The sequence below is a fragment of the Rhizobium sp. 25PS6 genome (assembly GCF_032464655.1).
GTDB classification, from domain to species: domain Bacteria; phylum Pseudomonadota; class Alphaproteobacteria; order Rhizobiales; family Rhizobiaceae; genus Rhizobium; species Rhizobium laguerreae.
Map to the genome: position 1 here is coordinate 57,323 of NZ_JAWDIV010000001.1, position 14,521 is coordinate 71,843.

Below are 14,521 nucleotides of genomic sequence, written 5' to 3' on the forward strand. Positions count from 1 at the left end.
CACGGCGAGCGAAATGCACCAACCTGATAACCAACCTGCCGGCATTGAAATCGCGCTCTGGCAGTATTCCACGCACGAAAGCGACTGCAATCGCTGGATGCAGTCGCTTTCACCGGATGAACGGGAGCGCGCCGCGACCTACCGTTTCGAACGAGATCGGGCCACGTTCATTGCCGGCCGGTATCTCTTGCGGCGTCTGTTGAACGTGCATACCGGGACATCGCCGAGCAAGCTCGTATTGTCTCCGGACAAGCACGGCAAGCTGAGGCTTGAGGGTGATGAGAGGCTGCAATTCAGCCTCGCCAATGCCGATGGGCTTGTGGCGGTCGCTGTCGCTTCAGGATGTGACCACCTGGGAATAGACTGCGAACGCGCCGATACCGAGATCGAAGAGGCCGCAGTGGATAGCTATTGCAGTGCAGATGAACGGCGCTGGCTTATGGAATTGCCTGCGCGCGAACGCACGCGCGCGGCTGTCGCACTCTGGACGCTCAAGGAGAGCCATTTGAAGGCACTCGGCGTCGGGCTGCGCGAGGATCCCCGCAACGTCGCCTTTTCCTGGAAGGATAGCATCCCCGTCATGGTCGATGGCGGCGATCGTGACCGGCAATGGCATCACCGTCTGGTCGAAAGTGGCAGCCAGCACGTCGTTGCGCTGGCTGTTTGCTCTCAATCCGGGTTTCCCGGCATTTCGACACGCCTGTTTCAGGACGACAGCATGCCGTCCGAATAGCCGGTTCGGAGCTGATGAGGCATTGCGGAAGCGATCTCCGTCGCCCAGGCGAGTTGCCCGTTGTCGGGTTCCGCATCGAAATGCTGCCGGCCGAGAAGCGTATTGACGATGGTTGCGCTGCGCCAAGCCATGAGGCTCAGCTGCGAGTCGGCGATACCGTGCGAGTACCGCCCCGCGTTCTGCGCAAACAGCCGGTTGGCCCTCGGACCCGTCCACTGCATCGTGTAGTCGTCATTGAGAAGCGGATAACCATTTCTATCGAGCGTTATCCTGTCGCCCAGCGAGCCGAGAGCATCCGGCAATCGGAACCGGTAGCCGGTTGCCAGAACCACCGCATCCGCATGAAGCACCTCGATCCCACCGTCGAATTGGTTCCTGACGATGAGCCGATAGGCATTGCCGTTCCGCTCCATCTGGATCACATCGCGATTTGGCGCCAGAGATGCATTGAGCGTGCTCGGTTCGAGATAACGCAACGCATAAAGGCGGCGATAGATCGAATGAATCGTCGAAATCGACAAGCCGTCGCTGGTCAGGATCGAGTTCCTCAACGCGGCCTGCTTCTGCTCGCCGCTAAGCTTCAGATAGGCCTGCACGTATTCCGGTGAGAAGACCTGGTTTGAAAACGGTGTATCGTTGATCGGCTCGAAATTATGACGCCGGCTGATCCATGTCAGCTCCTTCATGGAACCGGGATCGGCAAGCAAGGCTTCGACGACCTCGCCGCCGCTTTGACCGCCGCCGACCACGACGATGCGGGCGGCGCCGAGATCGCTGAGACGCGACTTGGCCACGCTGTTATGAAAGCAGTCGGCGCCTAGAAACGGTTTTGCCCAGTCGGGCACGAAGGGTGAAGACCCCGTGCCGATCACCAGGTTTCGCGCCTCTTCCTGCCCATTGTCGAACCGCAGGAAGAAGCGGTCGTCGCGGTGCTCGACGTTGCGGATCTCCGTTCCAAAGCGCAGGCCGTCCACGCCGTTAGCGACCCAAGCGAGATAGCGCGCGAACTCCTGCCGGGGAACGGCGTCATAATTGGCGTTCAGGAAGGCGTAGAGCCTCTTATGGGCAACCAGATAGGAGACAAATGACCAGCGGCTGGTCGGCAGGACCGGAGTGACGAGGTCTTTCAGAAAGGACGATTGCAGCTCGACGCCGGGCATCATCATGCCCGGATGCCAGTCGAACGAGTCTCGTCGCTCGAAGAAACGGCTTCTGATCTCGGGCACCGACTCGAACAGGCAGGCGAGGCTCAGATTGGAGGGGCCGATGCCGATCCCGGCAATATCCAGCGGTTCGGCATCCTTGCGGGCAAAAGCGACGGTCATGCGATATCCTTCTCTGTTTCCTTGAGACGCAGGGCGAGCCTTGAGTGGAAGGCGGGAGACCCGATCATGTGCAGATGGTTGGTGCCGGTGATGATTTCGGCCGCACGTGCCCGCGGCGACAGGCGGCGCCAGTCGATCAGGTTGAGGCCGCGATTGAGGCTGTCGTCGGCAGCCCAGGGATAGATCGGCACATCGTGAGGAACCAGCCGGTGCTTGCGGAAAATCAGGGCATTGTCGATCAGCACCCAGAACGTATGCTCCCGGCTGCTGATATCAGGCCCGTCGTTCGGAAGCGGGTCCTTCTCGTCGCCGACGAAGCGCAGGAATTGATCGTAAGTATCCGCGTCCATCGTTGACAGCAGCCGGTCCCATTCGGGGCGCATCGCCGTTTTTCCAAGCCATGCCTGTACGTCTCGATGGAGCGCATGGCGCTCGCCCGGCCTGAACTTCGGCTTTGCGCCGATCGCGAATTCCGATCCGAGATCGCAAACGTCGACCATCGCCATCATCCTGACGTCGACCTCGTTGCCGAGGGTGCGGGCAGCCTCGTAGGCCAGCAGACCGCCCCAGGACCAGCCGAGGAAATAGCAGGGTGCTCCCTGACTATGTGTCCTGATATGGTCGACATAGCTCTCGATGATCTCTTCGATCGGAGCGCCAACCTCCTTCTTCTCGGAAAGCGAGTGGCAAATGAAGCCGGTCGCCGGCTGATCTGCCCCGAGATAGTCGACGAGTTTGACATATTCGCGGGTGCTGACGAGCAAGCCCGGGAAGCAATAAAGCCGCGGCTTGGCGCCGGAAGCGCGCAGCACGATCACCTCCGACAGATCCCGTTGGTCCCCCTGCTCCATCACCCCGGCAAACGAGCGTATGGTCGGGTTGTTGAAGATATCGGCGACAATGAGCCGAATTTTCGGCCGGCGCTGCCGCAGCAGCGAAAGGATGCGGATCGCGCCGAGCGAATTGCCGCCGATCGCGAAGAAATTATCCTCGACGCTGATTGCTTCCAGCTTGAGAACCTGCCGCCAGACATCCAGCACCTCCTCTTCGAGCGCGGTCGTCGGCTCGACGATTGTGCGTTTGACCGGTTGTGGCGCTGGCAGCGCAAATCGATCGAGCTTGCTGTTCGGATTGGTCGGCATTTTCTCCAGTTCGATCACGGTCGCCGGCACCATGTAGGATGGCAGGCTGCGCTCGAGGCCGGCGCGGATCGTCTCGACGTCCAACCTCTCGTCTTTCTTGGGAACGACATAGGCAACGAGCGCCTTGTCGCCGCCGGCATCGTTATCGCGCAGGACGACCAGGGCTTCGCCGACGCCGGGCTGCTGGAGCAGAGCCGCTTCGATCTCGCCGAGCTCGATCCGGTAGCCGCGAAGCTTCACCTGATGGTCGACACGGCCGACGAATTCGACGGTTCCGTCATCACGCCAACGCGTCAGGTCGCCGGAGCGATAAAGCCGGCCGCCATCGCTCGAGAACGGATCGGGAATGAAGCGATCGGCCGTCGTGTCCGGCTTGCCGAGATAGCCGCGCGCGATGCCTTCGCCGCCGATATAGAGCTCGCCGGTCACGCCGATCGGGCACGGATTGAGATCGGGGTCGAGCACATAGACGCGCCTTAACCCGACAGCGCGACCGAGCGGAGCATAGACACCCTGGAACTTCGTTCCGGCCCTCACCTTCCAGACCATCGGCGTCATGATGGTTTCGGTCGGCCCGTAGCCGTTGATCAGCCATTCCGATTTCAGCACCCGCGACAGAAGATCGAAGGTCGGTTGCGCCAGCCCCTCGCCGCCGAAGGAGTAAAGCCGCATCGGCGGCGCGCCGTCTGTTATGTCAGCCCATTCCGCCAGTTGCTGCAGATAGGTTGTGGGAATGCTGGCATTGTTGGCACCGTGCTTGCGCATGGCGGTCAATGTTTCTTCCGGTGTCCAGAGCGGCTGGTCGGGAAGAATGATACTGCCGCCCTCCATCAGCGGGTTCATCCACCGCTCATGGCCGCCATCCGAACTGAAAGGCAGGAACGGCAGCTCGCGGGATTCGGAGCTCATGCCGTAGACACGCGAGGTGTTTTGCAGATGGTGTGTCAGCGGCCCGTGCTCGACGGCCACGCCCTTCGGCAATCCGGTCGATCCGGAGGTGTACATGACATAGGCGAGCTGATCCTTGTGGATCGGAATATCAAGCGGCGTATCCGGCTCGCCCTCGAGATCGATCTTGTCGAGTTCGAGGATAATGGTGTCGAGCTCTTCCGGCAGCCGATGGCGAAGCCAGCTGTGGGTCAGAACGATCTTGACGCCGCCGTCGCGCAGAATGTGATGGTTGCGGACCGGTGGATGGTCGGGCTCGACCGGGATATAGGCGCCGCCCGCCTTCAGCGTCGCGAGGATTGCGACGATGGCCTCCGGCGATCGCTTGATGAAGATGGCGACCGTCACCTCGGCGCGAACACCCAGATGCCGCAGCCGATGTGCGAGGCGGTTGGTGCTGGCTTCCAGCCAGCCATGGCTCCATTCCTCGTCACCGTAGACGATCGCCGTCTTCTCCGGCGTCTGGCGCGAATGGACCGATATCAGCTCGTGGACCGGCCTGTCGTCGTTGACGACCTCGTCTTTGTAGGGTGCCGACAGCTGGTTGAGCTCATCGCTCCCCACGAGTTCGATGTCCCTGATCCGCACATTCGGCTGTGCGACGAATTGTTCGAGCACAAGGGTGAAATGCCGGGAGACACGGGCAATCAGGGCGCTGTCATAGAGATCCCGTGCATAATCGATCAGCCCGTATGCGGCGCCATCCAGGCACGCCTCGATCACCAGGGATAACTCGCTGTCGGCGCGCGCCCCCAGCGGCTCCAGATTGGTTGCGTGCCTGGGGACCGAATACGGCTCCCGGAATTCGAACAGGGCCTTGACCACGGCTTCCTGGGCAGCGGCTTCGTCGACGACCAGTTCCTGGGTGATGCGCTCCAGCGGAACGAGCCGGGCAAACCCCTCCTCCGTTGCCGATGAGATCGCTGCGATGACATCGTCGAGAGAGCTTCTTGATGTCAGCGACAGGATGAGGGGAAGGACCTGTTCGGCACGGCCGCGGTTCGCAAGGTGTTCCTTCTCCGGCCGCGCGACCAGGAGCCCGGTCAGCAAAGCATAATTGCCGCTGTAACGTGCCAGCAGCGCGCAAAAAGCGGCATGAAGCACGCGCTCGACCTGATATCTCTTTTGCTGCGCATGCCGACCGATCTTTGCCCAGAGATCGGGCTCGATCGAAAATCGATGCTGCGCGCGCGCCACACCTGCCAGCCCGCCGCTGTTGAAGCGGGTTGGAAAGGTCGATGCCGAATAGTCGAGACCGATCGTGTTCCGCCAATAGGAGAGCGATTCCTGCGCCTGCTCCGCCTGCAGCCATTCAGCCTCCCGCGTTCCGGCCGAGATTTCGGCCGGCTGTGTGTCGCCGGCGGGTGCGCCGTCGAGAATTCGCGTCAGGGAGCCCGCAAGAAGCGACTTCTCGCGATCGTCCGAGATCACAGGATGAAGCACGATCGTCAGAAGCGACTGGCCATCAGCAAGCAAGACAATCTGAACACGCGCCGGCGGGCCGTTGAGGAGATCGAAGCGCCTGTCGCGGAAGGCTTTCTGGGCGGCCAACGCGTCGGCCTCCGCAAGAGCAGCGCCTTCGCCGACAATTTCGATCGGTACTGCGGTCAATGCGCCGCAGTATTGCTCGACGCGGCCGCCCGCCAGCCGGCGGAAGCGGGTGGCAAGCGACGGATGTTGCGCCACGAGCGTCCGGCAGGCGCCGGCAATGGTCTTGACGTCGACCGCCGGGCTCAATCGCAGCGAAATGACCTGGTCGGGAAACACCGTGTCATTGCCGATCTGCTCCAGCGACCAGATACGCTTCTGCGCGATCGTCAGCGGGAAGCTCTCGAAGACTGCGTCCGCCGCGACATCGGTCGGGTAGGCATCTGCGAAGTTTGTGATCTGTTTGTTCATCCGTGCCATCCAGCCGTTTTCAGAGACGCGCATCGCCGGCGATTGCCGAGCGCAGGGAGAGGGGGCGCGGATCCGCCCAGACGTCAGCGATATGCGCCAGGCATTGCTGGCGCGAACCGGCAAAGCCCGCCGGCTCCCAGCCCAGGGGAATCCGCTTGTCCTGCGGCCAGACCGAGTAGCGACGCTCGGTGTCGATGACGGCGATCCAGAGATCGTCGTGAGGGTCAAAATTATCCATTCGCAGCTCCTGCGGTGATGATGGTCATGCGCAAGTGACGGATCCGGTACGCCGCAGTTTAGAAAATTGATGAGAATTTTTTTCTTCGTTTACCCCTAAACCCGGGGGGAGATGGATCGTCATTCTACTAAATCGACGCATGCGCACGCTTCATGCTCGCAGCGCCAAAAGCCCGACCGGACCTCGACCGGCCAAGGAGAACATCATGGATTTCGACGCCGTCAAACAGAGGCGCGCTCTGCAGTCGCGCAGCTACGTCAGCCTCGCCCCCAATCTCATCCACCTCAAGACCGCTTACGGCCACCACGAAGCCGCATTCGAGGTCGAGGCCGGCATCGCGTCGGTGACCTTCTACCATGGCGATCCGGTGCAATCGGCAGAGCTTCTCATGGCGGCGGCCGAAGCCGTGACGGCAGAAGATCGCTCGATCACCTCAGTCGTCTTCGAAGGGCATCAGGCAAGCATCCCACCGCATATTGCGGATGCAGACGGAAGGCTCGATTCGGCGATCTTGTGGCAATGGCCTTCACTGTGGCTGCCGCAGCTCTCCTATCCGCTGCCGCCCGTGCAGGGGGTGACTGCGGGTCGGTATCATCCGCGTCGACCCGCAAAGCCGAAGGGCACGATCTACAGGCGTTTCATCCCCTGGCTGGAACGGGAAATCACCTTCACGGTGGCCGATCCCGAGACCGATCTTGCAGCATTTCATCGCTGGATGAACGACGAACAGGTCAACACGATCTGGGAGGATGCGGGTTCGATCGACAAGCACCGGGAGATCCTGGAAGAGAGGATCGCCGATCCGCATGTCCTGCCACTGATCGGCAGTTTCGCCGACATCCCCTTCGGTTATTTCGAGGTCTACTGGGCCAAGGAGAACCGGCTCGGCCCCTTTTACGACGCCGACGACTATGATCGTGGATGGCATGTGGCGATCGGCGAGCCCGGCTATCGCGGCAAGAAATGGATCAGCGCATGGCTTCCTTCGCTGATGCATTTCATCTTCCTCGACGATCCGCGCACGAAACGCATCGTCGGCGAGCCGCGCGCCAGTCACGAACAGCAGATCCGCAACCTCGATCGTTCCGGTTTTGCCAAGGTCAAACATTTCGATTTTCCGCACAAGCGAGCGCTCCTGGTGATGCTCGGCCGCGAGCGTTTCTTCGGCGATCGTCTTTGGGTGCCTGCATCATGAACGATATGAGCGACGTCAGCGGCAGCTTCCGGAGACGGCAGCGTCTCGCACCGGAAGACCTTGCCAGTCCTGAGCTTTTCAGGCTGCTGCTTCGGCTTGGACTGCCGGCCATGTTCGGCCTGTCGATCAACGCCGCCCATCATACGATCAACATGATCTTCGTCGGGATGATCGGTGACGACCAGATCGCGGCGATCATGATCGTCCTGCCGATCCTCATGCTCATAGCCGCCTTCGGCGAGGGGATCGGCGTCGGTGTTGCAACGGAGGTCGGACGCACGCTCGGCGCCGGCAACCGATCCCGGGCCGGCGCCATTGCCTCGATCAGTCTTGCTGCCGGCGTCGTTTTCGGCGCGGCAAGTGCCATCGCAATCGTCGCATTTCCAGATTTTTTGCTGTTCGGCGCCACGCCTGCCCTTCAGCCGCTCGCGCAGCATTATCTGATGATCATTGCGATCTCGGTGCCGCTGACGATGGCGCAGATCATTCTCGATTTCCTGGCGATCGCAGAGGGCAATGCCCGCTTCAGCATGTGGACGCTGGTCGCCTGCTTTGCGCTGAACATGATCCTCGACCCGATCATGATCTTCGGCTTCGGCCTCGGCCTGCAGGGCGTTGCAATCGCAACCATCCTGTCCCAACTGGTCGCGCTTTGCATCTACGGCGCCTACCACACCAGGCGGCTTGGGACGGTCCGGCTGACGTTTGGCTGGCGGTTGGGAGAAATCGGCTATCTCAAACCGGTGCTTGCTGTGGGCGCGCCGACGACGCTGACCAGTCTCGCAACCGCAGGCGCGATTGCGGCAATGGTATCGCTCGCCGGCACCTATCACGGAGAAGCCGGCATTGCCGGCGTCGGAATTGCCTTGCGGCTGCTGGCGGTGGGAACCCTCCCCGTCATCGGCATCTCACTCGGAGCACAGTCGATCCTGAGCTTTGCCTGGGGTCGAGGCGATACCGCGCGGATGCTGTCGGCAGCCCGCATCCTCACAGTGGTCACAACTGCCATGAGTGGCGCCTATGGATTGGCCGCGCTCGTTTTCTCCGAAGGACTTGCCTCGTTCTTCACCGACGATGCGGTGGTGATCGGGATCGCAGGGCAAGCGATCATCGCGACCCATCTTCCGCTTCTGCTGTTCGGCCTGCGGCAAACGGTGCTGATCCTCTTCCAGGCCCAGGGCAGACCAAAAGCGGCGGTTGCCATCGGTCTGGCGCAGAACGGCTATCTTCTCTTTCCGCTGCTTGCTCTTCTGCCGCCGTTCGTCGGCTTTTCAGGCTTGCTGGCGGCAATGTTCCTGGCCTCTGTCCTGACCGGCCTGTTGTCCGCCGTCTGCCTGGCGAGGACGCTCAGCGCGCTCCGGCAGCGCTCTGCCGACCATCTGACCGCCATCCGTCCATATCCCAGCTTTTGTCCATGAGAGGATGACCATGAACCAGTCGATCAATCCGCACGACCTTGGCGCCCATGCGGCCGCTGACGATCTCTTTACGCCTATCGATCCGGCGGCATTCAACGCCGTGTCTCCGCCGATCTTCCAAACGTCGCTCTTCACCTACGACAGTTATGAGGCGATGGAGGATGTTTTCGCCGGCCGCACGCGCAACTACATCTATTCGCGCGGCGACAATCCGACGGTCCGCGAATTCGAACTCCTGGTTGCCCGCCTCGAGGGCGCCGAGGATGGGCGTGCCTTCTCCAGCGGAACGGCTGCCATTACATCGACAATTCTCAGCCTTGTTGAGGCAGGCGACCGGGTCGTTGCGGTCCGCCATCTCTACAACGATGTCTACCGCCTTCTGGTGAAGCTGCTTGCCAGGCTCGGTGTCGCGGTGGATTTCGTCGATCCCGCCGACCATGACGAGGTCCGCAAGGCGCTGCAGGGCGCCAAGCTGCTCTACCTCGAAAACCCCACGTCCTTCGTCTTCGAACTCCAGGACATTGCGGCGCTGTCGGCCATGGCAAAGGAGGCCGGCGTCACCACCATCATCGACAATTCCTGGGCAACGCCGCTCTTTCAGAAACCGATCCAGCATGGTGTCGATATCGTCATTCACGCCGCCTCGAAATATCTCGGCGGTCACAGCGATACGGTCGCCGGCGTCGTCGTCGGCTCGAAAGAGGCCATCGCCAGGATCAATTCAACGTCCTACCCCTATGTCGGTGCCAAACTGTCACCGTTCGAGGCCTGGCTGCTGCTGCGCGGCATGCGCACGCTGCGTGTCCGTCTCAAGGAGCATGAGCGCAGCGGGCTTTTGCTGGCCGGGCGGCTGAAGGAGCATTCTGCGATCGGACGCGTTCGTCACCCGGCATTTCAGGAGCACCCCGGGCGGGCGACGTTGACGGGTTATGCCGGGCTGTTTGCCTTCGACCTCAATCCCGATATCGATGTCGCACGTTTTGTGAATAGCCTTCGCGACATCCGTCTCGGTGTTAGCTGGGGGGGACCAGAAACGCTGGTGGTCCCCGCCAAGGTCGCGCTGCAGATCCCCGACCGGATGACCTCCTTCATCCGGTTCGGCGTGAGCGAGCAGACGGTTCGTTTCGCCGTTGGCCTGGAAGAGCCGGAACTGCTGTGGAGCGATTTGCAGCAGGCGCTGCACGCAGCGAAACGGTAGGCTCCTGCCGGCGCGCATGATCGGGGCGGGAAGCAGGTTCGGCGATCGCCAGATGGCAATGTTCCTCTGCCGCCTTGATCATGAAGTTGACGAGGGTCCTTGAGACGCCGAGTTCGGCTGCAATATCCTTCTGCGGCACGCCGTTGAGGCGATGGCGAATGAAGGCATCGTTGGTTCGCTTCGGCAGCGCCTCGAGCGAGGCAAGCACATTGCGCAGGGTCTCGGCAGCGACGAGCTGGTCGAGCACGGTGGGGACGGGAGCCGTGATCTCCTGAATCTGGTCGATCGACCTATGGTTGTTCATCTTCCGGCGTCGCCGGCGGCTCTCATCGAGTGCGAGATTGTAGACCATCCGGAAGGCGTAGCCGATCGGGCAACGAATATCGTCCGTCTTCGCCCCATAGGCTTTAATGACTCCATCTTGAAAGATATCCTCGGAATATGACTTTGATTTGACAACGCTTTCAATCGTTTTAAGGAGCTTGTCCTTGTTTTCGATCATGGCGTTGACCACGGCATTTCCGTTCACATCACGATGCAATGTGTGCATTGTCCTGTACCCTTTTTACAAATGGAAAATCAGGCTCTGTCGTTGCTGGCTGGTTCGGTCTTAGCCTTCTTTTTCGCGGAAAGTACACGAGTTGATTGCAGTGTCTATTTTAAGGTGATAACAGGAGTCAAGTTTAAATCGACCGATCGGAGGCGAGAAAAAATGGGAAAAACAATTGAGATCCTGACCGGCAAGGCGGAGCTCTGCCGATCGATCATGGGGGCTTTGCCGGACTGGTTTTCAGAACCTGAGGTCATCGAAGCGAGCGCCCAGGCGATCGAAGACCTGCCGGTGTTCGGCTATGTCGAAGCGAATGTCGTGACCGCGTTGATGGCCTTGAAGCCGCACCCGCCCGACGCCGTCGAGATCGCGCTGATTGCGACCCGACCGGAACATCACGGTCGCGGCGCCGGACGCCATCTCATCGATGCGGCCGAACGTTTCGGCCATGGATTGGGTGCGCGGCTGCTGACGGTCAAGACGCTCGCCCCGCGCGGCCTCGATGAACCGCAGTTCGAGGCGACGCGGCGCTTCTATGACCGGAACGGCTTTGTGCGGGCGGAGGTCTTTGCGAAGCTCTGGCACGAGGACCATCCATGCCTGTTCATGGTCAAGCCACTCGCCGACGTCGAGGCAGGTGAGGCTATGCTTTGAGACGACGAGACTTTCTGCTTGGCGGGCATTGGCAATAACTGGGGCGCAGGGCACCGTCTCTGCGCGCGGTGGGCCTAGGAGCTAGTGGCGCCCCTCCGGCAGCGGGCAGGCTTCGCCGCAGCCGCCGACGCCCGGCAGGTTATAGCGCAGGCAGCAGACTTTCCGGCGCACGAATTCGAGCCCGCATTGCTGGCGCGCAATGCGGATCATGCCGAACATCGGGTTGCGCCCGCCGCCCGGCCATTGAGCTTCTTCCAGCAGCGCCAGGCCGCCTTCGACGAGGGCGGGCTCATGGCGATGAGCGATCTCTTTCAGAATCCAGGAGAGATAGGCCGCGACATTGTTCCAGAGAAGCTTCGGCGCAACGCCGGCATTGACGGCGATCGCCGCGATGACGGGCTCGGCATGACCGAGCATCAGCCGGTGAAGCTCGCCGGCCGGGTCACTCGTCACCTCGGGCCTGCCTGACATCACGAATGCTTCCGGCTCGCCTGTCTGTTCGTTGCAGACGAGCGAAAGCCGATCGACCTCCAACGGTAGCGCGATGCGGTTCATGAACATATGGACGCTCGGAGCAATCGTCAGCATGCTGAAATAATAGAGCGTCCACATGGAGACGATCGCACGACGGTCGCTGCCCGGGAATTTTTGCGCATATCGGCCAATGATCTCGTCGAAGATCGCCGGGTCGCAAAGATCCCTGCAGGAAACAACGATGGCCGTCTGCGGGAGAGTGCTGATCAGCTTGCCGCGGCAATAGGAGAACGCGCCGTCGCCCACCAGACCGTCGAGGTCGACGGCCCGATGAGCGACGGGGTGTTCAGCGATCAACGTCGCGGGCTGGAGCGCTCCATTCGTCTCCGCCGCCATGTATTTACCACCGATACTTCAGGGTGCCGGTCATGTTGCGGCCCTGGCCGAGATAGCAGAAGCCCTCTTCGCAAACTGTTTCGCGCTCATCGGCTATGTTGCGGATGTTGAAGGCGGCTGTCAGGCCCTCGTATTTCTTGTCGACAGCGCCGAAATCATAGGAGGCCGATGCATCGACGTAGAAAGTCGCAGGATTCTTCGAGGTATTGGCCACATCCGTCCAGGTCTCACCGATGTAGCGGACGCCGGCGCCAACCGACAGACCGTTGAAGGGGTTGCTTTCCTGGAACGTGTAGTTCGCCCAAAGGCTTGCAATATGGGTCGGGGTGATGGCCGGAGTATTTCCGACGTTGTTGCCCCCGGTCACTTCGGAGTCGTTGTAGGTATAGGCCGCAATAATATCGAGACCGTCGGCGATCGCCGCGCGGGCTTCAAGCTCGATGCCCTTTCCGGTCACCTCTCCTTGAGAATCGTAGGCAAATGTCAATGGGTCGGCGAGCCTCGGCTTATTCAGCTCGACGATGTGATAGGCGACGGCCGACAGCAGGATATCGGAGCCGGGAGGCTGGTACTTCACGCCGACTTCGTATTGCTCGCCCTTCGTCGGCGGAAGAATTGTGTTGGTAGCCGATCGGTTGGTGACCGGATCGAAGGAGGTCGCGTAGGAAACGAATGGCGCGATGCCGTTGTCGAAGAGGTAAAGGGCGCCGGCCTGTACAGAGAAGGCGTTCTTGTCGACCTCCTCCGAGCTGACCGTGGGCAAGGTCGCATCTCGCGTCTGATTCACCCAGGTCTGCCGGCCGCCGAGGTTGAAGCGCCAGTTTCCGACCTCGATTTGGTCCATGACGTAAATGCCGACCTGCCGCATGTCGGCATCGGAAGCCAAGACATTATAATCCGGCGTGGCGCCCGAGACTCCATAAGTCGGATTGGCGATATCGAAGTCGAATGCCGGATCGGCGGCTCCGGCGCCATAGCCAAAACTCGACTGGAGATTGGTGTAGTCGAGCCCGAACAGCATCGTATGCGCAAGCGGGCCTGTGTCGAACTTCGCCTCGAGCTGATTGTCGACCTGGAAAACGTTCATTTCGTCCCGGATCGCATTTGTGCCACGATGCGCGACGGTCCCGGTCCAGCTGGAAACGCCGAGGTAGCGAGCCCTGAGATCGAGATGCGAATAACGCAGGTTCTGCCGGAATGTCAGGCCATTGTCGAATTCATGCTCGAACTGATAGCCGACCTGCTGCTGCTTGACCTTCTGGTAGTCATAGTCGGGATCGCTCGCCCTAATGTCGAGGATCCTCCCGTCTGAGGTCGTGATCGCGCCGACGTTAGAGTCGGTCTCGTCGGCCTGCGCCAGGCCATAAACCGTAAAGGACGTGCCCTCGTCAGGCCTCCAGGTAAAGGACGGCGCTAGCAAATAGCGGTCGTCGGCAATATCGAAATTGGTGTCGCCGCGGCGGGCGACGCCGACGATGCGATAAAGAAAATCCTCGTTGTCTTCGCTTATCGGCCCGCCGAAATCGAACATCCCCTGCACCCGATCCTCGGTGCCGTAGCTAATGCCGACTTCGCGGATCGGCTCCTCGGTCGGAAGCTTCGATATCTTGTTGACGAGGCCGCCCGGCGAACCAGAACCGTAAAGAACGGAAACCGGCCCCTTTATCACTTCGACCCGCTGCAACTGATAGGGTTCGGTACGGAACGTGCCGTAATTGATATAGGGCTGGCGCAATCCGTCACGATAGTCGCCGACCGTCGTGGCGTTGTAGCCCCGAATGTAGATCTGATCGAAGCGCGGATCGAAGCCGCTCGTTCCTGTCGTCACGCCGGCCGAATAGCGCACGGCCTCGATGACCGTCTGCGCGCCGCGTTGCTCGATTTCCTTCTCCGTCGTCACCGAGATCGAACGCGGCGTCTCAACGAGCGGCGTGCTGATCTTGGTTGCGCCGGCGCTGTTTTTGGCTGTCACCGACGTCCGGTCGGTCTTGCTATCAGAGGCTGCACCTTGAATGACGATCGGTTCCAGCGCAGTCGCGTTGGCATCTGCGGAAGCGGTCTGGGCGAAGGCCGGCGGCACCGCAACGCCAATCAGGAGGATCGCTGTCGTGGCAAATAGCGTCTCTCTGTAAATTGTTGGTAGATTATTAGAAACGTTCAAAAAAACATAAGCCATTGCTTGGTCCCTACGTCACGGATGCGGGCGGAACCTATGGAGCGAAATTGGCCTTGTCAACATAAGATGATTATTTTAGTCACCTTTTAATCCATAGATTCCCGCGCCCACATTCTCGAAGAGGTTGCACGTAGCATCGAGGCCTCGTAGCATTCTGTGCTAGGTGAAATGCCCA

11 protein-coding genes are annotated in these 14,521 nt (G+C 60.7%); 5 read left to right on the forward strand and 6 right to left on the reverse strand.

Features of this window, described 5'->3' with window-relative positions; genetic code table 11:
• Positions 1 to 13 precede the first annotated feature (13 nt).
• Positions 14 to 733 (forward strand): 4'-phosphopantetheinyl transferase family protein, encoded by a 720-nt coding sequence (locus RWK44_RS00275; RefSeq protein WP_316028163.1) that lies wholly within the window; start codon positions 14 to 16, stop codon positions 731 to 733.
• Here the strand turns inward: RWK44_RS00275 and RWK44_RS00280 are convergent.
• The 3 genes from RWK44_RS00280 to RWK44_RS00290 are packed head-to-tail and all read right to left on the reverse strand — an operon-like array spanning position 706 to position 6,285.
• A complete protein-coding gene (locus RWK44_RS00280; RefSeq protein WP_131641047.1) occupies positions 706 to 2,058 on the reverse strand; it encodes a lysine N(6)-hydroxylase/L-ornithine N(5)-oxygenase family protein in 1,353 nt (450 codons plus the stop codon). The genes RWK44_RS00275 and RWK44_RS00280 overlap by 28 nt on opposite strands.
• A complete protein-coding gene (locus RWK44_RS00285) occupies positions 2,055 to 6,047 on the reverse strand; it encodes a non-ribosomal peptide synthetase (RefSeq protein ID WP_168255537.1) in 3,993 nt (1,330 codons plus the stop codon). The genes RWK44_RS00280 and RWK44_RS00285 overlap by 4 nt, the downstream gene beginning before the upstream one ends.
• Before the next feature lie 19 nt (positions 6,048 to 6,066).
• Entirely contained in the window at positions 6,067 to 6,285 is a 219-nt protein-coding gene (locus RWK44_RS00290) for an MbtH family protein (protein ID WP_168255535.1), read from the reverse strand.
• Positions 6,286 to 6,490: 205 nt separating this feature from the next.
• Between RWK44_RS00290 and RWK44_RS00295 the strand changes: the two genes are divergently transcribed.
• From RWK44_RS00295 to RWK44_RS00305, 3 genes are read left to right on the forward strand one after another with little or no spacing between them, the layout of a single operon-like run.
• A complete protein-coding gene (locus RWK44_RS00295; RefSeq protein WP_316028164.1) occupies positions 6,491 to 7,480 on the forward strand; it encodes a GNAT family N-acetyltransferase in 990 nt (329 codons plus the stop codon).
• Positions 7,477 to 8,898 carry an MATE family efflux transporter gene (locus RWK44_RS00300; RefSeq protein WP_170269238.1) on the forward strand — a complete coding sequence of 474 codons (1,422 nt, stop codon included), beginning with the start codon at positions 7,477 to 7,479 and terminating at the stop codon, positions 8,896 to 8,898. The genes RWK44_RS00295 and RWK44_RS00300 overlap by 4 nt, the downstream gene beginning before the upstream one ends.
• A gap of 10 nt (positions 8,899 to 8,908) precedes the next feature.
• Entirely contained in the window at positions 8,909 to 10,096 is a 1,188-nt protein-coding gene (locus tag RWK44_RS00305) for a PLP-dependent transferase (RefSeq protein WP_168255530.1), read from the forward strand.
• Here the strand turns inward: RWK44_RS00305 and RWK44_RS00310 are convergent.
• Positions 9,987 to 10,646, reverse strand: coding sequence for a sigma-70 family RNA polymerase sigma factor (locus RWK44_RS00310; protein ID WP_316028165.1), 660 nt, complete (start codon positions 10,644 to 10,646; stop codon positions 9,987 to 9,989). The genes RWK44_RS00305 and RWK44_RS00310 overlap by 110 nt on opposite strands.
• Before the next feature lie 162 nt (positions 10,647 to 10,808).
• Here RWK44_RS00310 and RWK44_RS00315 point away from each other — a divergent pair, with 162 nt between their 5' ends.
• Positions 10,809 to 11,300, forward strand: a complete 492-nt coding sequence (locus RWK44_RS00315; protein WP_316028166.1) for a GNAT family N-acetyltransferase — start codon at positions 10,809 to 10,811, stop codon at positions 11,298 to 11,300.
• An 81-nt stretch (positions 11,301 to 11,381) separates the two neighbouring features.
• Here the strand turns inward: RWK44_RS00315 and fhuF are convergent, their stop codons facing one another.
• A complete protein-coding gene (gene fhuF, locus RWK44_RS00320) occupies positions 11,382 to 12,170 on the reverse strand; it encodes a siderophore-iron reductase FhuF (RefSeq protein WP_316028167.1) in 789 nt (262 codons plus the stop codon).
• A 4-nt stretch (positions 12,171 to 12,174) separates the two neighbouring features.
• The gene (locus RWK44_RS00325; protein WP_316028168.1) at positions 12,175 to 14,346 is read right to left on the reverse strand and encodes a TonB-dependent siderophore receptor; all 2,172 of its coding nucleotides are present in this window, start codon (positions 14,344 to 14,346) and stop codon (positions 12,175 to 12,177) included.
• Positions 14,347 to 14,521: the final 175 nt, after the last annotated feature.

Coding starts and splice junctions, on each gene's coding strand:
- RWK44_RS00275 (WP_316028163.1), top strand. CDS start 14: ATGCACCAACCTGATAACCAACCTGCCGGCATTGAAATCGCGCTCTGG.
- RWK44_RS00280 (WP_131641047.1), bottom strand. CDS start 2,058: ATGACCGTCGCTTTTGCCCGCAAGGATGCCGAACCGCTGGATATTGCC.
- RWK44_RS00285 (WP_168255537.1), bottom strand. CDS start 6,047: ATGAACAAACAGATCACAAACTTCGCAGATGCCTACCCGACCGATGTC.
- RWK44_RS00290 (WP_168255535.1), bottom strand. CDS start 6,285: ATGGATAATTTTGACCCTCACGACGATCTCTGGATCGCCGTCATCGAC.
- RWK44_RS00295 (WP_316028164.1), top strand. CDS start 6,491: ATGGATTTCGACGCCGTCAAACAGAGGCGCGCTCTGCAGTCGCGCAGC.
- RWK44_RS00300 (WP_170269238.1), top strand. CDS start 7,477: ATGAACGATATGAGCGACGTCAGCGGCAGCTTCCGGAGACGGCAGCGT.
- RWK44_RS00305 (WP_168255530.1), top strand. CDS start 8,909: ATGAACCAGTCGATCAATCCGCACGACCTTGGCGCCCATGCGGCCGCT.
- RWK44_RS00310 (WP_316028165.1), bottom strand. CDS start 10,646: ATGCACACATTGCATCGTGATGTGAACGGAAATGCCGTGGTCAACGCC.
- RWK44_RS00315 (WP_316028166.1), top strand. CDS start 10,809: ATGGGAAAAACAATTGAGATCCTGACCGGCAAGGCGGAGCTCTGCCGA.
- fhuF (WP_316028167.1), bottom strand. CDS start 12,170: ATGGCGGCGGAGACGAATGGAGCGCTCCAGCCCGCGACGTTGATCGCT.
- RWK44_RS00325 (WP_316028168.1), bottom strand. CDS start 14,346: ATGGCTTATGTTTTTTTGAACGTTTCTAATAATCTACCAACAATTTAC.